The sequence below is a fragment of the Paeniglutamicibacter psychrophenolicus genome (assembly GCF_017876575.1).
Classification (GTDB): domain Bacteria; phylum Actinomycetota; class Actinomycetes; order Actinomycetales; family Micrococcaceae; genus Paeniglutamicibacter; species Paeniglutamicibacter psychrophenolicus.
The window spans coordinates 3296291-3321554 of the sequence record NZ_JAGIOE010000001.1; the positions used below are offsets into that span (position 1 = coordinate 3296291).

Consider the following 25264-nt stretch of genomic DNA (forward strand, 5'->3'; position numbering starts at 1 on the left):
AATGGGTCGGGGTGCAATGCGGGCGGGCCCCGCGTTGGCACACCGGAGCCGTCCAATGTTTTCGCCATGCCTCAACAAGCGGTCTCAAACCAGCACATTCGGGCCCGATGGCGCTAAGCTGGAAGCGTTGCGCCGCCGCCGAAACCGCCCAGTGAACCATTGGATGGGACGGCGGCGTTGTGCTTACAGGGCGGGACGCCGGCGCAACCAACAGACTTTGAAATGCACACCGTACAGGGAGGACCCACAACGTGGCGCCACTAGCAGACAACAGCGAATTCGCTTGGACCGATCTTGACCAGCGAGCCGTCGACACCGCCCGCGTGCTGGCCGCGGACGCGGTCGAGAAGGTAGGGAACGGGCACCCCGGAACGGCGATCTCGCTGGCCCCGGCCGCCTACCTGATCTTCCAGCAGCACCTGCGCCACGACCCGTCGGACCCGTCCTGGATCGGGCGGGACCGCTTCGTGCTCTCCCCCGGCCACACCTCGCTGACCCTCTACACCCAGCTCTTCCTCTCCGGCTACGGCCTGGAGATGGAAGACCTCGAATCCTTGCGCACCTGGGGTGCCAAGACCCCCGGGCACCCGGAATACGGCCACACCGCCGGCGTGGAAATCACCACCGGCCCGCTGGGCCAGGGCCTGGCCTCGGCCGTGGGCTTCGCCTACGCCCAGCGCCGCATGCGCGGCATGTTGGATGCCGATGCACCGGAAGGCACCTCCCCGTTCGACCACACCGTGTGGGTCATCGCCTCCGACGGCGACCTGCAGGAGGGCGTCACCTCCGAGGCCTCTTCGCTGGCCGGCCACCAGGAACTGGGCAACCTCGTGGTGGTCTACGACGAGAACCACATCTCCATCGAGGACGACACCGACGTCGCGTTCACCGAGAACGTGCTCGGCCGTTACGAGGCCTACGGCTGGCACACCCAGCGCGTGGACTGGACCAAGACCGGGAACTACGTCGAGGACCTCGCCGAGCTGGACGCCGCATTGCGCGCCGCCAAGGCCGAGACTTCCCGCCCGTCGATCATTTCCCTGCGCACCGTCATCGGCTGGCCTTCGCCGACCAAGGCCGACACCGGCGGCATCCACGGCTCCAAGCTTGGCGCCGAAGAGGTCGCCGGGCTGAAGAAGGCCCTGGGCTTCGACCCGGCCGAATCCTTCGCCATCGACGAAGCCGTGCTTGGCCACGCCCGCGAGGTCCAGGCCCGCGGCACGGTCAGCCGCGCCACCTGGCAGGAAGGCTTCGACGCCTGGTCCGCCGCCAACCCGGAAAACGCCGCACTGCTGGCACGCCTGGAATCCGGCGAGCTGCCCGCCGGCTGGGACGAGAACCTCCCGGTCTTCGAGCCCGGCAAGGACGTTGCCACCCGCTCGGCCTCCGGCAAGGTCATCAACGCCGTAGCCGGCGTGCTGCCCGAGCTCTGGGGCGGCTCGGCCGACCTGGCCGGCTCGAACAACACCACCATCGAGGGCGCTTCCTCCTTCATCCCGGAATCGCGCTCCACCGACTCCTGGAAGGGCAACCCGTACGGACGGGTGCTGCACTTCGGCATCCGCGAGCACGCGGCCGCCTCGATCGTCAACGGCATCACCCTGGCCTCCCCGACGCGCGCCTACTCGGGCACCTTCCTGATCTTCTCCGACTACCAGCGCCCGGCCATCCGCCTCTCGGCGTTGATGGGCGTCCCGTCGATCTACGTCTGGACCCACGACTCCATCGGCCTGGGCGAGGACGGTCCGACCCACCAGCCGGTCGAGCAGCTCGCTTCCCTGCGCGCCATCCCGAACCTGGACGTGGTCCGCCCGGCGGACGCCAACGAGGTCTCCTTCGCCTGGAAGAAGATCCTGGAAACCACCTCCAACCCGGCCGGCATCATCCTCTCCCGCCAGAACCTGCCGGTCTACGACCGCAGCGCCCTGGGCTTCGGAGCCGCATCCGGCACCGAAAAGGGCGCCTACGTGCTCGCCGATGCCACCGCCAACGGCGAGGTCGTCGCACCGGCGGTGCTGCTGTTGGCCACCGGTTCCGAGGTCTCCCTGGCCATCGAGGCACGGACGGCCCTGCAGGCCCAGGGCGTGCCCGCCCGCGTGGTCTCCATCCCGTGCCTGGAATGGTTCAACAAGCAGGATGCCGCCTACCGCGAATCCGTGCTGCCCACGGCCGTGAAGGCCCGTGTCTCCGTCGAGGCCGGCGTGGCCCAGGGCTGGCGCGAACTGGTCGGGGATGCCGGACGCATCATTTCCCTTGACCACTACGGCGCATCGGCCGACTACAAGCGACTCTTCTCGGAGTTCGGGATCACCGCGGAGGCCATCACCGCCGCCGCCCTCGATTCCATCTCCGCCGCCAAGTAACACCACAACACCCAAAGGATTCCCATCGTGAGCAACGCAAACACCCAGGCACTCTCCGACGCCGGCGTATCGATCTGGCTCGATGACCTTTCCCGCGAACGCCTGACCTCCGGTTCACTGGAAACACTGATCAAGGAAAAGAACGTCGTCGGGGTCACCACCAACCCCTCGATCTTCCACGCCGCCCTGTCCGACGGCGAGTCCTACGCCGCACAGGTCAAGGAGCTGGCAGCCGCCGGCATGGACGCCGAGGAAGCGGTCTTCAAGATCACCAGCGACGACGTCGCAGCGGCCTGCGACCTGTTCGCCCCGGTCTACGCCGCCTCCAACGGCGCCGACGGCCGGGTCTCCATCGAGGTCGACCCGCGCCTGGCCCGCAAGACCGCCGAGACCATCGCCGAGGCCAAGGTCCTGTCCGAGATGGTGGACCGCGAGAACGTGCTGATCAAGATCCCCGCCACCGTCGAGGGACTTGAAGCCATCGCCGAAACGCTGGCCGCCGGCATCTCCGTGAACGTCACGCTGATCTTCTCGCTGGAGCGCTACCGCGCGGTCATCAACGCCTTCCTCACCGGGCTGGAGGCCGCCAAGGCCAACGGGCACGACATTTCCAAGCTGCACTCGGTCGCCTCCTTCTTCGTCTCCCGCGTGGACACCGAGGTCGATGCGCGGCTGAACGCCATCGGCACCGACACCGCCCTGGCCCTGCGCGGCAAGGCCGGCGTCGCCAACGCCCGCCTGGCCTACCAGGTCTACGAGGAGTCGTTCACCTCCGAGCGCTGGAACCTGCTGGCCGCCGCCGGCGCCCACGCGCAGCGCCCGCTGTGGGCCTCCACCGGCGTGAAGGACCCGGCCCTGCCGGACACCCTCTACGTCACCGAGCTGTGCGCACCGAACACCGTGAACACCATGCCGGAAAAGACCCTGGAAGCCACCGCGGACCATGCCCAGATCACCGGCGACGCCGTGTCCGGGACCTACGAGCAGGCAAACGCCGTGCTCGACGAGCTTGCCGCCCTGGGCGTGAGCTACAACGAGGTCGTGGAGAAGCTCGAGATCGAGGGCCTGGACAAGTTCGAGGCCGCCTGGAACGAGCTGCTCACCGATCTGGCCTCCTCGCTGAAGAAGGCAGGCAACTAATGAGCTCCCTGGGTTTCATCGCCACCGGTGCCGCGCAAGCGGCCATCGAGGCGCATGTGCCGGCGCTGGTGGCCGACGAGGTCGCCAGCCGCATCGCCGCCAAGGACACCACGGTGTGGGTCGCCTCGGCCCGCGCCGAGGCCGCGGTCCGCCTGGGCTGGGTCGACGCCGCGGAAAACTCGCGCGCCCTGGTGCCCGGCATCCTGGCGTTGCGCGACGAGCTGCGTGCCGAGGGAGTGAACCGCATCGTGCTTGCGGGCATGGGCGGATCCTCGCTGGCCCCCGAGGTCATCTGCGCGACCAACGACGTCGAGCTGGTCGTGTGCGATTCCACCGACCCGGAAATGGTTGCCGGCATCCTCACCGACCGCCTGGCCACCACCGCCCTGGTGGTGTCCTCCAAGTCCGGCTCCACCGTGGAGACCGACTCGCAGCGCCGCGTCTTCGAGCAGGCGTTCAACGACGCCGGGCTTGACGCCGCCGCCCGGATCATCGTGGTCACCGACCCCGGCTCCCCGATGGATGAGGCCAGCCGCAAGGCCGGCTACCGCGCGGTGTTCAACGCCGATCCGACCGTGGGCGGGCGCTACTCGGCGCTGACCGCCTTCGGGCTGGTCCCCTCCGGCCTGGCCGGGGTGGACATCGAGGCGTTCCTGGACGAGGCGTCCGACGCCGCGGAGTTCCTGGCCGAGGACGACGAGGACAACATCGCCCTGGCCCTGGGCGCCGCGATTGCCGGCACCGTGCCGCTGCGCGACAAGCTGATCTTCGCCGACGAGGGCTCGGGCCTGGTCGGGTTCGCCGACTGGGCCGAGCAGCTCATCGCCGAGTCCACCGGCAAGCTGGGCACCGGCGTGCTGCCGGTGGTCGTGGAGGACGGCGCACCGGAGACCACTTCCGACGCGGCGGACTTCCTGCAGATCCGCCTGGTTGCCGACACCGGGCTGCTCACCGACGAGGACATCGATGCCAACGCGGCCTCGGTCGCCGTCTCCGGCACCCTGGGCGCCCAGATGCTGCTCTGGGAGTACGCCACGGCCATCGCCGGTCGCCTGCTGGAGATCGACCCGTTCGACCAGCCCGATGTGGAGGCCGCCAAGGTCGCCGCCCGCTCGCTGCTGGATTCAACCCCGGAACCGGTCCCCGCGCAGCTCACCGAGGGCGCGATCGAGGTCCGCGGCTCCGCCGGGCTGCTCGCCGATGTCGACTCGGTCGCCGGCGCACTGGCGGCCCTGCTGGCGGCGCTGCCGGACAACGGGTACCTGTCGGTGCAGGCCTACCTTGACCGCCGCGCGGACACCACGCTGGAGGCCATCCGCCCGGCACTGGCCACGGCCACCGGACGACCGGTGACCTTCGGCTGGGGCCCGCGCTTCCTGCACTCCACGGGGCAGTTCCATAAGGGCGGCCCGCGCGTGGGCGCCTACCTGCAGGTCACCGCGGACTCCGCGATGGACCTGTCGATCCCCGAGCGCCCCTTCACCTTCGGGGAGCTGATTGCCGCGCAGGCTTCCGGCGACGCGGCGGTGCTGGCCGACGCGGGACGCCCGGTGTTGCGCCTGCACCTGCGGGACAAGGAAGCCGGACTGGCCCAATTGGATAAACTGGTGCGGGATTTGGCCCAGGCCTGATCCACCACCCGCATCCCACCCCGGTGCACCGGGCGCCGCGCGCGCCCGGTGCACCGTTTCATCGGTTTCCCACCAACAGTTGAAGGCCCGTCTTTGATGCTCGATTCCACCCCGCGCCCCGCGCTGAACCACCCCAATCCGCTGCGTGACCGCCGGGACCGGCGCCTGGAGAAGATTGCCGGGCCCTCGGCGCTGGTGTTCTTCGGCATCACCGGGGACCTGGCCCGCAAGAAGCTCATGCCCGCCGTCTACGACCTGGCCAACCGCGGCCTGCTGCCGCCGAACTTCGCCGTGGTCGGCTTCGGGCGCCGGGACTGGAGCGCCAAGGCGTTCGCGGCCGAGGCCAAGGCCTGGGTCAAGGACCACGCCCGCACCGCCTTCAACGAGACCGTCTGGGAGCAGCTGGCCAGCGGCTTCCGGTTCATTTCCGGCGGGTTCGACGACGATGCCGCGTTCATCAAGCTGCGCGAGACGCTCGACGACTTGGCCGCCCGGCGCGGAACCTCCAAGAACCACGCCTTCTACCTCTCCATCCCGCCGAACTCCTTCGAGACCGTCTGCCAGCAGCTCTCCAAGCACGGCCTGGCCCACGACGACTCCCCCGATGCCGGCTGGTCCCGGGTCGTCATCGAAAAACCCTTCGGCCACGACCTGGCTTCGGCCCGCGAGCTGAACGAGATCGTCGAGTCGGTCTTCCCGCCCGATGCGGTGTTCCGCATCGACCACTACCTGGGCAAGGAGACGGTGCAGAACCTGCTGGCGCTGCGCTTCGCCAACCAGCTCTTCGAACCGCTGTGGAACTCCAAGTACGTGGACCACGTGCAGATCACCATGGCCGAGGACATCGGCATCGGCGGCCGCGCCGGCTACTACGACGGCGTGGGCGCCGCCCGCGACGTCATCCAGAACCACCTGCTGCAGCTGCTGGCCCTGACCGCCATGGAGGAACCCATCTCCTTCGACGCGGACCACCTGCGGGCCGAGAAGGAAAAGGTGCTCACCGCCGTGCGGCTGCCGGCGGACCTGGACTCGGCCAGCGCCCGCGGCCAGTACACCTCCGGCTGGCAGGGCGGGGAAAAGGTCACCGGCTTCCTGGACGAGGAGGGCTTCAACCCGGCCTCCAAGACCGAGACCTACGCGGCGATCAAGCTGGAGATCAACACCCGGCGCTGGGCCGGGGCCCCGTTCTACCTGCGCGCCGGCAAGCGCCTTGGACGGCGGGTCACCGAGATCGCGGTGGTCTTCAAGCGCGCACCCAACCTGCTCTTCCGCGACCACAAGGACGACGAGTTCGGGCAGAACGCCATCGTCATCCGGGTCCAGCCCGACGAGGGAGTGACCATCCGCTTCGGTTCCAAGGTCCCGGGCACGCAGATGGAGGTGCGCGACGTGACCATGGACTTCGGCTACGGGCACGCGTTCACCGAGTCCTCCCCCGAGGCCTACGAGCGATTGATCCTCGACGTGCTGCTGGGCGAGCCCCCGCTGTTCCCCCGCCACGAGGAGGTCGAGCAGTCCTGGCGCATCCTCGATCCGTTCGAGCAGCGCTGGGCCTCGCTGCCCGAGCAGCCCGAACCCTATGCCCCCGGCTCCTGGGGCCCGGCCTCGGCCGATGAATTGATGGCCCGCGACGGAAGGACATGGCGCCGCCCATGATTGCCGAGCTGAAAGACACCACCACCTCGAAGATCTCCAAGGAACTTGTCACCATGCGCCGGGCCGGCGGATCCGCCGCGCTCTCCCGCGTGCTGACGCTGCTGGTGATCACCCGGGCCGGGTACGAGGAGGACGCGATCGCCGCGGCCTCGCTTGCCAGCCGCGAACACCCCTGCCGCATCGTGGTGGTGGTCAAGGGCGCGGCCACCGGGGCGACCCGGCTGGACGCGCAGATCCGCCTGGGCGGTGACGCCGGCGCCGCGGAGGTCATCGTGCTGCACACCTTCGGCCCCGATGCGCACGTCGACGAATCCCTGGTCTCCGGGCTGCTGCTGCCAGACGCCCCGATCGTGGCCTGGTGGCCGCACGGGGTTCCGAAGGACGCGGCAAACACCCCGCTGGGGAAGATCGCGCACCGCCGCATCACCGATTCGGGTGCCGAGGCGAACCCGCGCAAGGCGCTCTTCGCGCTGGCCGATTCCTACCGGGCCGGGGACACCGACCTGGCCTGGACCCGGCTGACGCTGTGGCGCGCCCAGCTGGCCGCGGTGCTGGACCAGCTGGACCCCGCCGAGGTCACCGCGGTGACGGTCACCGGGGCCGTCGATTCCCCCTCCACGGTGCTGCTGGCCGCCTGGCTGCGGCTGTGCCTGAAGATCCCGGTGACGCTGTCCTCCTCCCCCGAGGGCACCGGGGTGCGCTCGGTGCGCTTTGCCCGCGAGGCCGGGGACGTTGAGCTTTCCCGTCCCCCCGGGGACGTGGCCGAGTTGTACCAGCCGGGCCAGAAGGCCCAGCTGATTTCATTGCCGCAGCGCCCCGTGTCCGACTGCCTGGCCGAGGAGATGCGCCGGCTGGATCCGGACGAGGTCTTCGGCGAGGTCGTGCGCGAGGGCCTGAAACGCACCAACCTGAGGAGCATCCGTGCCAGTGAGCGCTAAGCGACACGTTGTCATCCACCCCGACCTGCCCGCCACCGCAGCGGCTGTCGCCGCCCGGCTGGTCACCGCGATCCTTGACGCGCAGGCGGCCCGCGGCGAGGCATCCATCGTGCTCACCGGCGGAACCCTGGGCATCGCCTCGCTCAAGGCCGTCGCCGACTCCCCGGCCTTGGGCTCGGTCGACTGGTCGCGGGTGAACTTCTACTGGGGCGACGAGCGCTTCGTCGAATCCGGTTCCCCGGACCGCAACGCGGTGCAGGCCGAGGTGCTGCTGGGCGTGCTCGATGCCCACGGGCTGGACCGGGGCCGGGTGCACGCCATGGGCGCAGCCGACGACTTCCGGACCCCCGAGGAGGCCGCTGCCGCCTACGCGCACCTGCTGGAACGGGAGGCCTCCGACGAGGGCACCGCAGGTTCCCTGCCGGTCTTCGACGTGCTGATGCTGGGCATGGGCCCGGACTCCCACGTGGCCTCGCTCTTCCCCGACCACGCGGGCGCCGCGGCCGGCGGGGCCACCGTCATCGGGGTGCACGATTCGCCCAAGCCGCCGCCGCTGCGCGTGTCCTTGACGTTCGAGGCCATCAACACCGCCCGTGCGGTGTGGCTCGTGGTCGCCGGTGCCGACAAGGCCCCCGCGGCCGGCGTTGCCCTGGGCCAGGAGCCGGTGGCGCGCGAACGCGTTCCGGCCTCCGGGGTGTCCGGCACACAGGGCACCTGGTGGCTCATGGACGCCGCCGCCGCCGCCCTGGTCTGACCGGCTTTCCCGCACACGCAAAAGCGCGGCCCGCCTCATCCCGTTGAAGGAGAGGCGGGCCGCGCTTTTTACCGACTTGGTGCGGTGCGGCCGAAGGCTAGGACTCGACGCTGAAGCGCATGACCAGGCCCAGGCCGATGATGACCGCTGCCCAGATGATTCCGAGCACGATGGTCACGCGGTTGAGGTTGCGCTCAGCGACGCCGGAGGAACCCAGCGAGGTGGTCATGCCACCGCCGAACATGTCGGACATGCCGCCGCCGCGACCCTTGTGCAGCAGGATGAGCAGCGTGAGCAGCAGGCTCGTGATGCCCAGCAAAATCTGCAATACCAACTTGATGACGTCCACTATTGCCCTTCAATCCGCTCGATGGCGATTAGTCGGTCACCAGGTGGTGCTCGAACCTAACAATGTTAGCAAATTCCGCGGCATCCAACGATGCCCCGCCCACCAACACGCCGTCGACGTCGCGCTGCGCGAGGATTGCCGCGGCATTCGACGCCTTGACCGAGCCACCGTAGAGCACCCGGACCGAGGCCGCGACATCGGCGCCAAAGAGCACCGCGAGCTCGGCGCGGATGGCCGCGCACAGTTCCTGTGCGTCCTCCGGTCCCGCGACCTCGCCGGTGCCGATGGCCCAGACCGGCTCGTAGGCAACCACGAGGGTTGCCGCCTGCTCCGTGGTGACCCCGGCCAGCGAACCACGCAACTGCTCGAGCGTGTACTGGACATGGTTTCCGGCCTGGCGGATCTCCAGGCCCTCGCCCACGCACAGCACAGGGGTTACCCCGTGGCGGTACGCGGCGGCGACCTTGGAGGCCAGCAGCTCGTTGGACTCGTTGTGCAGGGCACGGCGTTCGCTGTGTCCCACCAGCACGTAGCCGCAGCCCAGGCGGGAGAGGAACTGGCCGGAGATTTCCCCGGTGTAGGCCCCGGAGTCGTGGGCGGAGAGGTCCTGGGCGCCGTAGCGCACCGGGAGGTTGTCGCCCATGGTCAGCGTCTGCACGCCGCGCAGGTCGGTGAACGGCGGGAAGACCGCCACCTCGACCCGCTCGAAGTCGTGTTCGGCGTCGGCCAGCGTCCAGGCCAGCTTCTGCAGCAGCGTGATGCCCTGGACGTGGTCCATGTTCATTTTCCAGTTGCCGGCAATCAGCGGCTTCCGGTCGAATTCACCATTGGTCGATGTGGTCACTTACGCGCCTCCAAGGCAGTCAGGCCTGGCAGTTCCTTGCCCTCGAGGTACTCGAGGGAGGCACCGCCGCCGGTGGAAATATGTCCGAAATCGTCATCGTGGAAACCCAGCGTGCGCACCGCGGCAGCGGAATCCCCGCCGCCGACGACGCTGAACGCCTCGGATTCGGCCAGCGCGCCGGCCACCGCACGGGTGCCGCCGGCGAAGGCCGGGATCTCGAAGACGCCCATGGGCCCGTTCCAGAAGACGGTGTTGGCGCTGGTGATGTAGCTGGCGAAGGTTTCCCCGGAAACCGGGCCGATGTCCAGGCCCAGCCCGGTGTCGCCGAAGCGCCCGCCGGTGATGTCCTCGGCGGAGCGCACCTCGTGCTCGGCGTCGGCCCCGAACTTCGAGGCAACGACCACGTCGGTGGGCAGCACGATGTCGCAGCCCAGTTCCTTGGCGCGCGAGAGGTAGCCGCGGCAGGTTTCCAGCTGGTCCTCCTCAAGCAGCGAGCCGCCAACCTCGTGGCCCAGGGCCTTGAGGAAGGTGAAGGCCATGCCGCCGCCGATCAGCAGGTGGTCGGCGCGGCCCAGCAGGTTGTCGATGACCGCAAGCTTGTCCGAAACCTTGGAACCGCCCAGCACGACCACGTAGGGACGCTTGGGCGCCTCGGTGAGGGTCTTCAGGACCCGCACCTCGGTGGCCACCAGGTCGCCCTGGTAGGCGGGAAGCAGCGCGGCGATGTCGTACACCGAGGCGTGCTTGCGGTGCACCGCACCGAAGGCGTCGTTCACGTAGGCGCCGTCTTCGCCGGCCAGTGCGGCCAGTTCGGCGGCGAATTGGGCGCGTTCGCCCTGGTCCTTGGAGGTTTCGCGCGCGTCGAAGCGCACGTTTTCCAGCACCAGCACGGCACCGTCGGTCAGTTCGCCGGCAAATTTCTGCGCGGAGGGTCCCGTGACGTCGGTTGCGGTGCGCACGTCGAGCCCGGAGAGCTCGGCCAGGCGCGTGGACGCCGGGGCGATGGAGTAGGTGGGGTCCGGCTCGCCCTTGGGGCGGCCCAGGTGTGCCATGACAATGACGCGGGCGCCGGCCTCGGCCAGCTTCTGCACCACGGGAATGGAGGCGCGTACACGCCCATCGTCGGTGACGGTGAAGCCATCGAGCGGCACGTTCAGGTCGCTGCGGACCAGAACGCGCCGCCCAAGGACACCATCGGCGATCAGTTCGTCGAGAGTGTGGGAAGTCATGTGACTAGGTTATCCGAGTCTCGGGGACTAACCGAGCCGGGCGCCGACGTATTCGGTCAGGTCAACCAGGCGGGTGGAGTAGGCCCACTCGTTGTCGTACCAGGCGACGACCTTCGCGGTGGTGCCGATGACGGTGGTGAGACCGGCGTCGAAGACCGCGGAGTGCGCATCGTGGACGATGTCGGTGGAGACCAGCGGATCCTCTGAGTACTTCAGGAAGCCCTTGAGCGGGCCCTCTTCGGCGGCCTTCTTGAACGCGGCGTTGATTTCCTCGACGGATGCCTCGCGGGCCAGGTTCACGGTCAGGTCGGTGGCCGACCCGGTCGGGACCGGCACGCGCATGGCGTAGCCGTTGAGCTTGCCCTTGAGCTCCGGGAGGACCAGGCCGATGGCCTTGGCCGCACCGGTGGAGGTCGGGATCATGTTCAGGGCGGCGGCGCGGGCGCGGCGCGGATCCTTCTTGTGCGGGGAATCCTGCAGGTGCTGGTCCGCGGTGTAAGCGTGGATGGTGGTCATCAATCCGTCGACGATGCCGAACTGGTCGTTGAGCACCTTGGCGATCGGGCCCAGGCAGTTGGTGGTGCAGGAGGCGTTGGAGATGATGTGGTGCTTGTCGGCCTCGTACTTCTCGTGGTTGACACCCATGACGATGGTGATGTCTTCCTTGGAAGCGGGGGCGGAAATTATGACCTTCTTGGCGCCTGCCTGCAGGTGCTTCTCGGCGTCCGCTGCCTTGGTGAACAGGCCGGTGGACTCGATGACGACGTCGACGCCCAGCTCGCCCCAGCCCAGGTGGGCGGGATCCTTCTGCGAGAGGACCTTGATGCGCTTGTTTCCGACGACGATGTAGGCGCCGTCGACGCTCACGTCTTCTTCCAGGCGGCCCATGATCGAGTCGTACTTGACCAGCATGGCCAGGTCGTTGATCGATCCGAGGTCGTTTACTGCAACAATTTCGATGTCTGCGCGGTTCGCCAGGGCGGCTCGCAGGAAGTTGCGACCGATGCGTCCGAAACCGTTAATGCCAACACGGGTAGTCACGTGTATTTCTCCTTGACAGAGTGGTGTTGCCACTGCCGCGAAGAGAGGGTCCCGGGGTTGGGACACAGAAACGGAGTGGCTTGGAAAAATTGGACACTCCGTTGTGTCGCCAGCGGGATGCTGGCCGGGTTTATGCGTGTCTTGCGGCTGATGCCGCAAGACACGCAAAACACGTTGTTTCTATCGTACGCCACTAGGGCGTTCGATGTGAGGAGGCTTACGCTTCCTGCGGGTTTTGTTACTTGCCCGGGACGATCAGCGCCGCGGCACCCTTGCGGGCCGCCTCGAAACGCGCCGAGACATCGGCCCAGTTCACGATGTTCCAGAACGCCTTCACGTAGTCGGCCTTCACATTCACGTAATCCAGGTAGAACGCGTGCTCCCACATGTCCAGCATCAACAGCGGGGTCGTCGCCACCGGCACGTTGCCCTGCTGGTCGTACAGCTGCTCGATGACCAGCTGGCCACCCAGGCCCTCAAAGCCCAGCAACGCCCAGCCGGACCCCTGCAGGCTCATCGCCGCCGCCGTGAAGTGCGCACGGAACGCGTCGAAGGACCCGAACGCGTCGTCGATCGCCGCGGCCAGCTCCCCCTCGGGCTTGTCCCCGCCCTCCGGGGACAGGTTGTTCCAGAAGATCGAGTGGTTCGTGTGCCCGCCCAGGTGGAACGCCAGGTCCTTGGACAGCTTCGGGATGTTCCCGAACTCGCCCTTCGCCCGCGCCTCGGCCAGCTGCTCCAGGGCGGTGTTCGCCCCGGCCACATAGGCCGCATGGTGCTTGGAGTGGTGCAGCTCCATGATCCGCGCCGAGATGTTCGGCTCCAGGGCCGCGTAATCGTACTGCAGCTCGGGCAAGGTATAAATAGCCAAAATGACTCCTCATTCTCATCGGCACCCATCGAGAAGTGGATGCGTTCTTCTTCGTTACTGCATCTCCGCGCAACAGCGGAAAATCCTTGGGCTCAGTGTTCGAGCATATCCAGTGGAACGCTGGCCTCGGTGCCGGGTATTCCCAGTTCGGAGGCCCTTTTGTCGGCCATGGCCAGCAATCGGCGGATTCGCCCGGCGATCGCGTCCTTGGTCATGGGCGGTTCGGCCATGCGTCCGAGCTCGTCCAGGGATGCCTGCTTGTGTGCAACGCGAAGCGCACCGGCGTACTTGAGGTGCTCGGGGACCTCGTCCCCGAGGATCTCCAGGGCGCGTTCCACCCTGGCCCCTGCGGCGACGGCGGCCTGGGCCGAGCGGCGCAGGTTCGCGTCGTCGAAGTTGGCCAGGCGGTTGGCGGTGGCACGCACTTCCTTGCGCATGCGGCGTTCTTCCCAGACCATCAGCGCGTCGTGCGCACCCATCCGGGTGAGCAGCTGGGCGATGGCCTCGCCGTCGCGGATGACCACGCGGTCAACCCCGCGGACCTCGCGGGCCTTGGCCACCAGCCCCAGGCGCCGTGCGGCGCCGACCAGTGCCAGCGCGGACTCGGGTCCGGGGCAGGTGATTTCCAGTGCCGAGGAACGCCCGGGCTCGGTGAGCGAACCGTGGGAGAGGAAGGCACCGCGCCACACGGCCTCGGCGTCGGCGGTGGAGCCATTGACGATGACCGAGGGCAGCCCGCGCACCGGCCGGCCCCGCCCGTCGAGCAGGCCGGTCTGGCGGGCCAGGGCCTCGCCGTCGCGGACCACGCGGACCACGTAGCGGTTGCCGCGGCGCAGCCCTCCCCCGGAAACCACGATGATTTCGGAGGCGTGGCCGTAGACCTCGGCGATGGCGGCGCGAAGCCGCCGGGCGGTGGAGGCGAGGTCGACCTCGGCCTCGATGACGATGCGTCCGGAGATGATGTGCAGGCCGCCGCAGAATCGCAGCATGGTGGATACTTCTGCCTTGCGCTCGGAGGATCTCCGAATCTCAAGCCGGGACAGCTCGTCCTTGACGGAAGCCGTCAGTGCCATGGATTGTTTCCTAACTGCTGGGCTCGTCTGTGCTGAACGTGGTGAACACGTCGTGGTATGCGGCGGCAAGTCTCAAGGGGTCGTGGACTGCTCGTCCGGCACCAACCCCTACTTTACCGAAAAAGGTGCGGGCACCTAGCCGGGCGGCGGCGTGGGTGAACGCCTCGTGGTCCGAAATCGTCGTCGGGTCGGCCAATACGGCGTCCAGGCGCAGGTCCGGGGCGTACTTGGCGATGACTTCCAGATGCGCGGCCGCGTCCATCCCCCCGGTCTCGGCGGTGTCGGTGGAAAGGTTCATGGTCAGCAGCCGGCGCGCCGCGGTCTGCTGCAGGCCCTCGCGCATTTCCGGCAGCAAGAGGTGCGGCAGCACCGAGGTGTACCAGGAGCCCGGGCCGAGCACTACCCAGTCGGCCAGCTCGATGGCGTCAAGCGCCTCGGTGCAGGCCGCGGCGTCGGCCGGTTCCAGGCGCACGTTGGAGACCAGCGCGCTCTCGCCGGCCTCGGCGAGCTTCGCCTGGCCGGAGAGCCGGCGCTGCACCAGCCCGCTGCCGGCGTCTTCCTGCAGCACGTCCCCGGTGATGGTCAGCGGGGTGGTGCTCATGGGCAGCACCTGGCCGCGGGCGCCCAGCAGGGCCCCGGCCCAGCGCAGTCCCGCCACGGGGTCCTTGAGCAGTTCCCACAGGGCCACGATCAGCAGGTTGCCCACGGCGTGCTGGTCCAGCGCCGCGCTCGATCCGGGTTTCGAGGTGAATCGGTGCTGCATGACATCGCGCCAGGTCCGCCCCCAGTCGGTGTCGTCGCACAGGGCGGCCAGCGCCATGCGCAGGTCCCCGGGGGGCAGCACGTCGAGCTCCTCGCGCAGGCGCCCGGAGGAGCCCCCGTCGTCGGCCACCGTGACGATGGCAGTCAGGTCGGTGGTCAGCCGGCGCAGTGCGGACAGCGAGGCCGACAGGCCGTGGCCGCCGCCGAGCGCGACCACGCGCACGACCTTGTTCTCCCCGTTGGAGCGGGAAGGTGGCTGGATGGGGATCGGGCCGGTGAAAAACGCCATGGCGGACTACTCGCGCCCCAGGTCCCGGTGCGTGACGTTGACGCGCACATTGGGCAGCTGGGCCAGCCGGCGCCCGATTTCCTCGGCCGTGGCCACCGAGCGGTGCTTGCCGCCGGTGCAGCCCACCGCAAGGGTGGCGTAGTGCTTGTTTTCGCGGCGGTAGCCTTCGAAGACCGGCTCCAGGGCACCGATGTAGCGTTCGATGAATTCCGCGGCACCCGTGGCCGACAGCACGTAGTCGGAGACCGCCTTGTCCTTGCCGGTGTGCGGGCGCAACTCGGGGACCCAGTGCGGGTTGGGGATGAAGCGGACATCGGCGACGTAGTTGGCGTCGGTGGGGACCCCGTACTTGAAGCCGAAGCTCATGACGTTCAGCCGCAGCACGATCGGGCCGGACTCGGAGAACAGCTCGGTGATCGAGCGGGCCAAATCATGCACCGACATCTCGGTGGTGTCAACGACGATTTCCGCCGCTTCCTTCAGCTCCCGGAGCACCTCGCGCTCGCGGTTGATGCCGTCGACGATGCGGTCGTCTTCCTGCAGCGGGTGCGGGCGCCGTCCCTGCTCGAAGCGGCGGACCAACAGGTCGTCGGCGGCGTCAAGGAACAGCACGCGGTAGGCGATGCCGGCGCTGGTCAGTGCGTTCAGGTTTTCGCGCAGCTGCGGGAAAAGCGACTTGGAGCGCACGTCCATCACCACGGCGAGCTTCGGGATGGACCCTCCGGCGTGTGCCACGATCTCGGTGAGCATGCCCAGCAGCGTCGGGGGCAGGTTCTCCACCACATACCAGCCGTGGTCTTCCAGCGCGTGGGCAGCGGTGGTGCGCCCGGCGCCCGACATGCCGGTAATCACTAGAAGTTCGGACTCGGGTGGTTTCACTGGGGCAAGCTCGGTGGTCATGTACCTAGCCTAGTCGCCCGCGGGTCCCGAATCGGTCAGTCCAGCACTTCACCCGTGGTCATGTTCACTGCCGGCGCATCCGCGCCGGCTGCGGCCAGCGCGTCGAACACCGTGGCGGCCAGCGCCGGCCCGATGCCCGGGACCTCCAGCAGCTGCTCCACCGTGGCGGCGCGCATCTTCTTCATCGAGCCGAAGTGCTTGCGCAGTGCCTCGCGCTTGGCCGGGCCCAGCCCGGGGATGGTGTCCAGCAGCGAGGTGGTCATCGAGGCCGAGCGCTTCTTGCGGTGGAAGGTGATGGCGAAGCGGTGCGCCTCGTCGCGGACCCGCTGGACCAGGTACAGGGCGTGGGAGGCCCGCGGCAGGATCACCGGGAACTGATCGTCCGGCAGCCACAGCTCCTCCAGCCGCTTGGCCAACCCGACCACGTACACGTCGTCGATGCCCAGATCGGCCAGGGCCCGGGAGGCGGCTGCGACCTGCGGGGGCCCGCCGTCGACGATGACCAGCGAGGGCGGGTAGGCGAAGCGGCGGGCGGGCATGCGCTCGGAGGCGTCGGCGATGTCGATTTCCCCGCTGATCATCGGCACGGTGTCTTCCATGTCCGCCAGGTAGTTCTTGAAGCGGCGGGAGATCACGTCGTACATCGAGGCGGTGTCGTCGCGCGCGGCCTCCCCGGTGATCGAGAACTTGCGGTAGTCGGCCTTCTTGGGCAGCCCGTCCTCGAAGACCACCATGGAGGCGACCACGTTGGTGCCCTGGGTGTGCGAGGCGTCGTAGCATTCGATGCGCAGCAGCGGGGCCGGCAGGCCCAGGGCGTCCTGAAGTTCCTGCAGCGAGGCGGAGCGGGTCGTCAGGTCCCCGGCGCGGCGGGACTTGTGCAGGCGCAGGGACTGTTCGGCGTTTTCCCGCACGGTTTCGGCAAGCGTCGCCTTGTCCCCGCGCTGTGCCACACGCAGCGAGACGGCCGAGCCGCGGCGCTCGTGCAGCCACGCGGCGACGTCGTCGGCGTTCTCCGGCAGCACCGGGACCAGCACCTCGCGCGGGATCCTGTCGTCGCCGGCCGATTCGCCGTAGACCTGGGTGAGCATGTGCTCGATGAATTCCGCCGGGGTGGAGTCCTCGACCTTTTCCACCACCCAGCCGCGCTGGCCGCGGATGCGCCCGTTGCGCACGTGGAAGACCTGCACCGCGGCCTCGAGTTCGTCCTCGTGCACCGCGAAGATGTCGGCCTCGGTGTTTTCGGCCAGCACCACGGCGTTGCGCTCGAAGACCCGGCGCAGCGCGGCGATGTCGTCGCGGTACCTGGCTGCCTGCTCGTATTCGAGCTTGCCGACGGCGTCTTTCATCTTGGCCTCGAGTTCCTTGATGAAGCGGGTGCCCTCCCCGCCCATGAACTGGCACAGGTCCGCGGCGAGCGCCTTGTGGTCCTCGGGGCTGATCCGGCCCACGCAGGGGGCGGCGCACTTGTCGATGTAGCCCAGCAGGCAGGGCCGCCCGGAGGACTGGGCCCGGTTGAACACCCCGGCCGAGCAGCTGCGCACCGGGAAGACGCGCAGCAGCGTGTCGAGGGTTTCGCGGATGGCCTTGGCCGGGTAGAACGGGCCGAAGTACTTGGTGTCCTTGCGCTTGTCCCCGCGCATCACCAGCGCACGCGGGTACTTCTCCCCCATGGTCACGGCCAGGTACGGGTAGGTCTTGTCGTCGCGGAAGACGATGTTGAAGCGCGGGTTGTACTCCTTGATCCAGGTGTACTCGAGCTGCAGCGCCTCCAGCTCGGAGCCGACAACCGTCCACTCGACGGAGACGGCGGTGTGCACCATGGCGTGCGTCTTGGGGGTCAGGGACGCGGGGTTGGCGAAATAGGAGTTCAGCCGTTGGCGCAGCACCTTGGCCTTGCCGACGTAGATGACCCGGCCGACCTCGTCGCGGAAGCGGTAGACCCCGGGACGCGTCGGAATGTCCCCGGTGGCGGGGCGGTAGCTCTGGGGGTCTGCCACTTCTGGTGCTCCGGTTACTGGTCGCTGATGGGGGTCTGGTTGTAGGCGTCCACGCGTTCCTGCCCGGTCAGTTCCGCGATGGCGTCGACGATCGCGTCGGTGGCGGCGCGGCGCTGCGGCAGCGGGTGCTTGCGGCCCAGGTGCTCGAATTGCAGCGGCTTGCCGAAGGCGAGGGTGAAGTGGTGCGGCTTGATGGTGTTCTTGCCGGCCGGCTGCAGGTTCTCGGTACCGATCAGCCCGACCGGGACCACCGGGGCGCCGGTGGACAGCGCGAGCCAGCCCACGCCGGTGCGCCCGCGGTAGAGCTTGCCGTCGCGCGAGCGGGTGCCCTCCGGGTAGATGCCGATGCCGCCGCCGGTCTCCAGGATGTCGACCAGCGATTCCAGGGCCGCCACCGAGGCGGCCTGTTCCCCGCGCTGGACCGGGATCGAGCCCACGGATTCGAAGAAGGTCTTCATGGCCTTGCCCCTGAGGCCCGGGGTGGTGAAGTACTCGGCCTTGGCGAAGAACGCGACGTCGCGCGGGGTCAGCGCCTGGATGATGATCGAGTCCAGGAACGAGAGGTGGTTGGAGGCGATGATGACCGGGCCGGTGCGCGGAACGTTTTCCAGTCCGGTGACGGTGGGGCGGCACAGCCCGGAAAGCAGCCCGCGGATCGAGGAGCGGGTCATGGTGTACAGGCTCATCTAGGCGCCGGCTCCCGTCGGGTTGGCGGCCAGCAGGGATTCGCGCAGCGTTTCCTCGGCGGCGTTGCCCAGCAACAGCCCGGCAAGCTCGGCCAGGTCCGCGGCGTGCGCGCCGGCACCGGCGGCTTCGAGTTCGCCGGCTTCGGCGAAGCCCCAGCCGGCGCCGATGGAGGCCACGTCGTTCTCGTGGGCGGCCTCGATGTCATAGCGGCGGTCCCCCACCATCACGCACTGGGCGGGGTCCAGGTCGTGCTCGGCGATCGCCGCGGCCAGGATGTGGGTCTTGGAGGAGGAAGTGCCGTCGCCCTCGTCGTCGTTGCCGAAAATCCCATCCAGCAGGGGGGTGATGCCCTGGACCTCGAGCAGGGCCCGGGCGATGTGGGTGGGCTTGGCGGTGGCGACCAGCACCGTGGCACCGGAGGCACGCAGCGCGGCCAGCAGTTCGGGGACGCCGGGGTACGGGCGTGATGCCGCCATGCCGGTTTCGGCATATTGCGCACGGTAGGTGGAGATCAGCGAACCGATGATTGAAGGGTCGACACCGTCGATGGTGGCCAGCCCGAGGGTCAGCGGGGGCCCGATGAGGGACATGAGTTTTTCTTCACCCGGATCGGGGATCTGCGCTTGCGTCAACGCAAAGCGGATGCCCGAGGTGATAGCCCCGGCCGGATCCACGAGGGTTCCATCGAGGTCAAGCAGCACGGCGGAGGGAGCAATCATCACTGTCGTATTCTCGCATGAACTGGGCACTTGTGCCGTACGCGCATGCCCGAAACGGCATACACGCACGGCGTTCGCACCTAGCCCAGCAGCGGCGCGAGGAACTTTCCGGTGTAGCTGGCCTCGACCTTGGCGACTTGTTCGGGCGTGCCGACGGCAATGATTTCGCCGCCGCCGGAACCGCCCTCGGGACCCAGGTCGATGACCCAGTCCGCGGACTTGATCACGTCGAGGTTGTGCTCGATGGTGATCACCGTGTTGCCCTTGTCCACCAGTCCCTGCAGGACCAGCAGGAGCTTGCGGATGTCCTCGAAATGCAAGCCGGTGGTGGGCTCGTCGAGCACATAGATGGAGCGGCCGTTGGAGCGCTTCTGCAGTTCCGCGGCGAGCTTCACGCGCTGCGCCTCGCCGCCGGAGAGCGTGGTGGAGGCCTGTCCGAGGCGGACGTAGCCCAATCCCACCTCCACCAGGGTGCGCAGGTGGCGGGCGATCGGGGTGAACGCGGCAAAGAACTCCGCGCCCTCCTCGATGGGCATGTTCAGCACGTCGGCGATGGACTTGCCCTTGTAGTGGACCTCCAGGGTCTCGCGGTTGTAGCGCGCACCATGGCAAACCTCACACGGGACGTAGACGTCCGGAAGGAAGTTCATCTCGATCTTCAGCGTGCCGTCGCCCGAGCAGGATTCGCAGCGTCCGCCCTTGACGTTGAAGGAGAAGCGGCCCGGCAGGTAGCCGCGCACCTTGGCCTCGTTGGTCTCGGCGAAGAGCTTGCGGATGTGGTCGAAGACCCCGGTGTAGGTGGCCGGGTTGGAGCGCGGGGTGCGTCCGATGGGCGACTGGTCGACGTGGATGACCTTGTCCAGGTGCTCGAGGCCCTCGACGCGGGTGTGCCTTCCGGGTACCTGTTTGGCGCCGTTGAGCCGGTTGGCGAGCACCTTGTAGAGCACGTCGTTGACCAGCGTGGACTTTCCGGAGCCCGAGACGCCGGTGATCGCCGTCAGCACGCCGAGCGGGAAGCGGGCGGTGACGTCCACGAGGTTGTTTTCGCGGGCGCCCACGACGGTGATCTCGCGCTTCTTGTCGATCTTGCGGCGCTTGGCCGGAACCTCGATCTTCCGGCGCCCGGAGAGATAGTCGCCGGTGATGGAGCGGGTGTTGGCCTTCAGGTCCTCCAGGGACCCCGAGTGCACAACCTCGCCGCCGTGTTCCCCGGCGCCGGGTCCGATGTCGACGATCCAGTCGGCCTCGCCGATGGTGTCCTCGTCGTGTTCCACCACGATCAGCGTGTTGCCCAGGGACCGCAGCCGGGTCAGGGTTTCGATGAGCCGGCGGTTGTCGCGCTGGTGCAGCCCGATGGAGGGCTCGTCGAGCACGTACAACACACCGACCAGTCCGGAACCGATCTGCGTGGCCAGCCGGATGCGCTGGGCCTCGCCGCCCGAAAGCGTGCCGGCGGCACGTTCCAGGTTCAGGTACTCCAGTCCGACGTCCAGCAGGAAGCGCAGGCGGGCCTGGATTTCCTTCAGGACCTGGTTAGCGATCTGGGCCTCGCGTCCGGTGAGGACGAGGTTTTCGAGGAACTCGGAGCATTCGCGCATCGGCATGGCCGAGACCTCGGCGATGGATTTGTCGTTGATCAGCACCGACAGCGAGGCGGAGTTCAGGCGTGCGCCGTTGCATTCCGGGCACGGGATCTGCCGCATGTACTCCTCGTACCGGTCTCGGGCGTTGTCCGATTCGGTTTCCAGGTGCTTGCGGTGGATGTACTGGACCACGCCCTCGAAGCCGGTGGAGTACTTGCGTTCCCGGCCGAAGCGGTTCTTGTACTGCACCACGACCTTGTGGTCCTTGCCGTGCAGGATGGCCTGGCGGGCGACGGCGGGCAGCTTGTTCCAGGGGGTTTCCAGCGTGAAGTCCAGCTCCGCGCCCAGTCCCCCGAGCAGGCGGTTCCAGTACTCGGTGGTGGCAGTGCCAAGCGACCAGGGCGCGATGGCACCTTGGCCCAGTGGCATTTCCACGTCGGGAATGATCAGGTCCTCGTCGACCTCCAGGCGTGTGCCGATGCCGCTGCAAGCGGGGCAGGCGCCGAAGGGGTTGTTGAAAGAGAACGACCGTGGTTCGATTTCGTCGATGGCCAGCGGGTGCTCGTTGGGGCAGGCAAGGTTCTCCGAGAAGGCGCGCACGCGGCCCTCGTCTTCCGGGTCGAGGTCGACGAAGTCGATCAGGACCCGGCCCTCGGCGAGGTTCAGTGCGGTTTCGATGGAGTCGGTCAGCCGCTGGCTCACGGTGTCGTTGATGGCCAGGCGGTCGACCACGACCTCGATGGTGTGCTTGAACTGCTTGCCGAGCTTGGGTGGGTCCGAAAGCTGGATCGTTTCCCCGTCGACCCGGGCGCGGGAATAGCCCTTTGAGCCGAGCTCCTTGAAGAGGTCCACGAATTCGCCCTTGCGGCCGCGCACGACAGGTGCGAGGACCTGGAAGCGGGTCTTGGGTTCGAGCTCGAGCAGCTGGTCCACGATCTGCTGCGGGGTTTGCTTGGTGACGGCTTCGCCGCAGACCGGGCAGTACGGGCGACCCACGCGTGCCCAGAGCAGTCGCATGTAGTCGTAGATCTCCGTGATGGTACCCACGGTGGACCGGGGGTTCTTCGAGGTCGACTTTTGGTCGATCGACACCGCGGGCGAGAGCCCCTCGATGAAATCGACGTCCGGCTTGTCGACCTGCCCCAGGAACTGGCGGGCATAGGCCGAGAGGGATTCGACGTAGCGTCGCTGTCCTTCGGCAAAGATGGTGTCGAAAGCCAGGGACGACTTTCCGGAGCCGGAAAGGCCGGTGAACACGATCATGGCGTCACGGGGCAAATCCAGGTCGACGTTGCGTAGATTATGTTCGCGCGCACCCTTCACCACCAGGCGGGTCAGGTCGTGCGGACGGAGGGTTTCAGAGGAGCGGGAAGTAGCCACCAGATCATGCTAATCGAAAACTGGTTCGAATGGAGCGAACTTGTGAGCAACAAGACGCAGGTCTATCCAACTTGCGAAGTGAACGCCGCCCGGACGTAGCCGATGGCAGCTTTCTCGGAGATCCCCCAGCGTGTCGCAACGGCCGCAAGCTCGGAGGCGGCGTCTGCAACGGCGACGGCACCTTCATCTTCCGCCGCCTGGACGATGGTGCCGTGGCGGCCACGGGTCACGACTGCTCCGCTGGCTTCCAGTTCCTTGTAGACCTTCGCCGCCGTGTTGACCGCGAGGCCGAGTTGTTCGGCGAGCGCCCGGACCGAGGGCAACTTGGTTCCGGCCTTGAGACGTCCCTTGGAGATGGCGACGAGTATCTGTTGCCTGACTTGCTGGTAGGGAGCGGTTTTGTCGGTGCTGTCGAGAGCGATGAATGCCAGCGGATTGCTGTCCATGTGTGCCGTCCTTTGTTGGTACTGGGGGGCGGTGCTTGCATTTCAGCCTATCGCGCCGGATTCGGCGCTCCACATAGGATGTTGCAATGAGCCAAACCTTCCTTGACCTCACCGATGCGACCATCCGATCCTTGAGCGTTTCCGAAATGTCCAACAACATCTACCTCGTGACTTCCAAGGGCGACGGCTCGCAGTTGCTGATTGATGCGGCCGACGATGTGGCGGCCATCGAGGGCTTGGTTACCTCCGCCGCTTCGGATGCCGACGTTCCCACGCAGCTTGCGGGCATTGCCACAACCCACCAGCACTGGGACCACGTCCGGGCGCTGGCAGAGTATGCCGGCAAGACCGGGGTGAAGACCTATGCGGGTGCCGAGGACGTGGACGGCATTGCAGCCGGCACCAACGTCGCCATTGATGTTGCTCTGAAGCATGGCGACACGGTATCGGTTGGCCAGGTGGTCCTGGAGTGCGTGCACCTGCGTGGGCACACCCCGGGTTCGATTGCCTATGTGTTGCGGGACAGCGGTGGCACCACGGTGATCTTCAGCGGGGATTCCTTGTTCCCCGGTGGAGTGGGAAACACGGGGAACGATCCGCAGCGTTTTGCCTCGTTGCTTGACGACGTGGAGACCCGGCTCTTTGGAGCGTATCCGGATGAGGCCTTGGTGCTCACGGGCCACGGGTCATCAACGACATTGGGCGCGGAGCGGCCGAGCCTGGGCGAGTGGCGCCTCAGGGGCTGGTAATCATAAGTCCGTCCGGGGCCCCGGCGGTGATTCCGGGGTCCCCGGCAGGGGCGGCGCCATGGCTCGATACATCTGTCCGCCGGGGGTGGTGATCAGGATAGTATGCCGCTGCCCCCGAATGAGGTGTTCTTCCCAGCCCTCGGTTTCTTTGATCTGGTTGCAACAGACGCATCGTCCGTCCAGGTTGATCTCGGTGGTTTTCCCGCCCCTGCGCACCTGGTAGACGTGGTCGATGTGCCGGATCGGGGCATCGCAGTAAGGCGTTCGGCAGAATTGGTCGCGTATCTCGATGAGATCCCTGAGCTTGGGCGGCACGCTGCGGGCTTCGGAGTCCATTGCCAAGAGTTCGCCTGTCGTGGGCGCCGTATATACCCGGCGCATCCAGACGTCGACCTCGCTTTCTTCTTCCGAAGCGGTTCGATCCCCGGCAATGAGCCACCGGGCGTGGGCGGCGGAGATGGTTCCGTAGCCAAGGAGGTGTGCGGGCTCGCTATCGCCCGCCAGCAACGTGCGGTCGGTCATGTTCAGGTGCACCATCAGCGAGGGCCTCAGCCCGTTCGCGTGCCCGGTGATTCCCGAGACCAGCGCGTCGGCCATGGTCTGGTCGTCGGTGCGGCGATCCTCGCTGGAGCGGAGCTTGGAAGCCTCGGCCCGCAGCGCCTGCTTCACCGCAACGCCCTGTGCCGCGGTGAGAAGTGCGCTCAGGCGCATCATTCCATCGGGTGTCGGGTTCAGGGTCACACGGCGATTGACCACGGCATCGGCCTGCTTGTTCGCCTCGATTCGGCCGTCGTAGGCGAGGGCTTCCTTGGCGATGCGTGACGCGAGCTGCTTGGTGCCCACGCCTTCGAGAGCACCCCTCTCCCCTGCCATGTTCCGATCGACTTGGCGGCGAACGTCGACATGCATGGCATTGGTCTTGCTCACCATGAGCATGGCGCGCTCTTCGGTGAGCTCACCGCGCTCCAGTGCGTTGAAGGTGTAGGGCATTTGCTCGATCATGGCCCGTGAGTAGTTCACGAAGCAGGGTCCGAGGTGTTGGGCTTCCTTGCGCGCTAGGGCGACTTCCGCACCGGTGCCACGCGCTGGGTTCTGCTTGTAGATTCCGTCTGCCCGGTGCCGGGCAATGATGTCCTGCTCCAGGGCGTATGCTTCCTTGGCCTGGGCCGCGCAGAGGGCAGCCTTCGCGCGCTCCATGGCTGAGATCCGAGCGCCCCGCACTTGCTCCCCCACGGTCTGCGGCAAGTGGGTCACGGCCTCGGCCATGCCGTTGATGAAATCGACGTAGCCGTCGCCGGGTCCTTCCGCTGCGGAGCGCTGCCTGGGAGGCCTGCGCAGGTCCGAGGGGATGTGGCGATGGCCAAGGAGGATTTCCCCGGCCTCCTCCACGGTGAGGGATCTCGGGTTCGAATCATATTCCTGGGAATCTTCGAACATACTTACTATTCTACGCCCGGATCGTTGGCTTGTGAAGAGTTCGGCGAGCGCAACCCTTCTCAAACCACCTAGTCAAAGCATGATAAGAAAATACTTTCGAAAATCTTGTTCGCGGGGGCTAATTGAACTTGATGCCCTGGGATTCGCAGGCCTTCTTGAACGCGTCCTTGTCCGTGATGGTGGAAGCTCCACTGGCATCGGTGTCGACCGCGGTGCGGATCTGTTCGGTGGAAGCCTTGGAGCCGTGCTCGGCCGCCTTCCTCATGTTGGTTGCACCGAGGTTTCCCGTGTCCGCATATCCGCTGCCGAAGTGGATGCAGGCGGTGTTCCCCTGCTGGTCGTTCAAGCGAAAGTCTTCAGCTGACGGCCCGGAGCAGGCGGCGAGCATCATGGTGGCAGCGGCAAGGACCGGCAAAAGTTTCTTCATGT

The 25264-nt window shown here is 67.4% G+C and carries 22 protein-coding genes; 7 read left to right on the forward strand and 15 right to left on the reverse strand.

The features are described from left to right. Positions 1 to 251 precede the first annotated feature (251 nt). The 6 genes from tkt (at position 252) to pgl (ending at position 8482) form a co-directional block, all read left to right on the forward strand. Complete coding sequence (tkt, locus tag JOF46_RS15020) at positions 252 to 2363, forward strand: transketolase (protein ID WP_209908352.1); 2112 nt, start codon at positions 252 to 254, stop codon at positions 2361 to 2363. Positions 2364 to 2390: 27 nt separating this feature from the next. After that, the gene (gene tal / locus JOF46_RS15025; RefSeq protein ID WP_209908355.1) at positions 2391 to 3503 is read left to right on the forward strand and encodes a transaldolase; all 1113 of its coding nucleotides are present in this window, start codon (positions 2391 to 2393) and stop codon (positions 3501 to 3503) included. Next, the gene (locus JOF46_RS15030) at positions 3503 to 5134 is read left to right on the forward strand and encodes a glucose-6-phosphate isomerase (RefSeq protein ID WP_209908357.1); all 1632 of its coding nucleotides are present in this window, start codon (positions 3503 to 3505) and stop codon (positions 5132 to 5134) included. Before tal ends, JOF46_RS15030 begins: the two co-directional genes overlap by 1 nt. Positions 5135 to 5230: 96 nt before the next feature. Continuing rightward, entirely contained in the window at positions 5231 to 6790 is a 1560-nt protein-coding gene (zwf, locus tag JOF46_RS15035; RefSeq protein ID WP_209908359.1) for a glucose-6-phosphate dehydrogenase, read from the forward strand. Further along, positions 6787 to 7728 carry a glucose-6-phosphate dehydrogenase assembly protein OpcA gene (locus JOF46_RS15040; protein WP_209908361.1) on the forward strand — a complete coding sequence of 314 codons (942 nt, stop codon included), beginning with the start codon at positions 6787 to 6789 and terminating at the stop codon, positions 7726 to 7728. The genes zwf and JOF46_RS15040 overlap by 4 nt, the downstream gene beginning before the upstream one ends. Continuing rightward, positions 7718 to 8482: a 6-phosphogluconolactonase gene (gene pgl, locus JOF46_RS15045; RefSeq protein ID WP_425355063.1), complete on the forward strand. Its 765-nt coding sequence runs from the start codon at positions 7718 to 7720 to the stop codon at positions 8480 to 8482. The genes JOF46_RS15040 and pgl overlap by 11 nt, the downstream gene beginning before the upstream one ends. 97 nt (positions 8483 to 8579) lie before the next feature. On the opposite strand, the gene secG is transcribed toward pgl, so the two are convergent. The 13 genes from secG to JOF46_RS15110 all read right to left on the reverse strand — a co-directional run bounded on the left by secG (position 8580) and on the right by JOF46_RS15110 (position 22649). Continuing rightward, positions 8580 to 8831 carry a preprotein translocase subunit SecG gene (gene secG, locus JOF46_RS15050; RefSeq protein WP_209908364.1) on the reverse strand — a complete coding sequence of 84 codons (252 nt, stop codon included), beginning with the start codon at positions 8829 to 8831 and terminating at the stop codon, positions 8580 to 8582. Between the two features lie 28 nt (positions 8832 to 8859). Then, on the reverse strand, positions 8860 to 9675 hold the full coding sequence (gene tpiA / locus JOF46_RS15055) for a triose-phosphate isomerase (RefSeq protein WP_209908366.1): 816 nt from the start codon (positions 9673 to 9675) through the stop codon (positions 8860 to 8862). Then, positions 9672 to 10904 (reverse strand): phosphoglycerate kinase, encoded by a 1233-nt coding sequence (locus JOF46_RS15060; protein ID WP_209908368.1) that lies wholly within the window; start codon positions 10902 to 10904, stop codon positions 9672 to 9674. Before JOF46_RS15060 ends, tpiA begins: the two co-directional genes overlap by 4 nt. 27 nt (positions 10905 to 10931) lie before the next feature. Continuing rightward, positions 10932 to 11945 carry a type I glyceraldehyde-3-phosphate dehydrogenase gene (gap, locus tag JOF46_RS15065; protein ID WP_209908370.1) on the reverse strand — a complete coding sequence of 338 codons (1014 nt, stop codon included), beginning with the start codon at positions 11943 to 11945 and terminating at the stop codon, positions 10932 to 10934. Positions 11946 to 12183: 238 nt separating this feature from the next. Beyond that, positions 12184 to 12813, reverse strand: coding sequence for a superoxide dismutase (locus JOF46_RS15070; protein ID WP_209908372.1), 630 nt, complete (start codon positions 12811 to 12813; stop codon positions 12184 to 12186). Between the two features lie 92 nt (positions 12814 to 12905). Continuing rightward, the gene (gene whiA / locus JOF46_RS15075; RefSeq protein ID WP_113761088.1) at positions 12906 to 13886 is read right to left on the reverse strand and encodes a DNA-binding protein WhiA; all 981 of its coding nucleotides are present in this window, start codon (positions 13884 to 13886) and stop codon (positions 12906 to 12908) included. 10 nt (positions 13887 to 13896) lie between these two features. Continuing rightward, positions 13897 to 14937: a gluconeogenesis factor YvcK family protein gene (locus tag JOF46_RS15080; RefSeq protein WP_209908374.1), complete on the reverse strand. Its 1041-nt coding sequence runs from the start codon at positions 14935 to 14937 to the stop codon at positions 13897 to 13899. 6 nt (positions 14938 to 14943) lie between these two features. Continuing rightward, a complete protein-coding gene (gene rapZ / locus JOF46_RS15085; protein WP_113761086.1) occupies positions 14944 to 15837 on the reverse strand; it encodes an RNase adapter RapZ in 894 nt (297 codons plus the stop codon). Positions 15838 to 15872: 35 nt separating this feature from the next. Further along, entirely contained in the window at positions 15873 to 17834 is a 1962-nt protein-coding gene (uvrC, locus tag JOF46_RS15090) for an excinuclease ABC subunit UvrC (RefSeq protein ID WP_209908376.1), read from the reverse strand. Between the two features lie 14 nt (positions 17835 to 17848). Continuing rightward, positions 17849 to 18520, reverse strand: coding sequence for a lysophospholipid acyltransferase family protein (locus JOF46_RS15095; RefSeq protein WP_113761084.1), 672 nt, complete (start codon positions 18518 to 18520; stop codon positions 17849 to 17851). Next, positions 18521 to 19240 carry an HAD hydrolase-like protein gene (locus JOF46_RS15100; protein WP_209908378.1) on the reverse strand — a complete coding sequence of 240 codons (720 nt, stop codon included), beginning with the start codon at positions 19238 to 19240 and terminating at the stop codon, positions 18521 to 18523. It abuts the gene before it with no gap. Positions 19241 to 19320: 80 nt separating this feature from the next. Continuing rightward, entirely contained in the window at positions 19321 to 22203 is a 2883-nt protein-coding gene (gene uvrA / locus JOF46_RS15105) for an excinuclease ABC subunit UvrA (RefSeq protein ID WP_209908379.1), read from the reverse strand. A gap of 62 nt (positions 22204 to 22265) precedes the next feature. After that, positions 22266 to 22649 carry a GntR family transcriptional regulator gene (locus JOF46_RS15110; RefSeq protein ID WP_209908381.1) on the reverse strand — a complete coding sequence of 128 codons (384 nt, stop codon included), beginning with the start codon at positions 22647 to 22649 and terminating at the stop codon, positions 22266 to 22268. Between the two features lie 86 nt (positions 22650 to 22735). On the opposite strand from JOF46_RS15110, the gene JOF46_RS15115 reads away from it, so the two are divergent. Then, a complete protein-coding gene (locus JOF46_RS15115; protein WP_209908383.1) occupies positions 22736 to 23398 on the forward strand; it encodes an MBL fold metallo-hydrolase in 663 nt (220 codons plus the stop codon). Here JOF46_RS15115 and JOF46_RS15120 read toward each other — a convergent pair whose 3' ends face one another. Beyond that, positions 23399 to 24835, reverse strand: a complete 1437-nt coding sequence (locus JOF46_RS15120; RefSeq protein ID WP_209908385.1) for an HNH endonuclease — start codon at positions 24833 to 24835, stop codon at positions 23399 to 23401. A 118-nt stretch (positions 24836 to 24953) separates the two neighbouring features. Next, a complete protein-coding gene (locus JOF46_RS15125; RefSeq protein WP_209908387.1) occupies positions 24954 to 25262 on the reverse strand; it encodes a hypothetical protein in 309 nt (102 codons plus the stop codon). Positions 25263 to 25264: the final 2 nt, after the last annotated feature.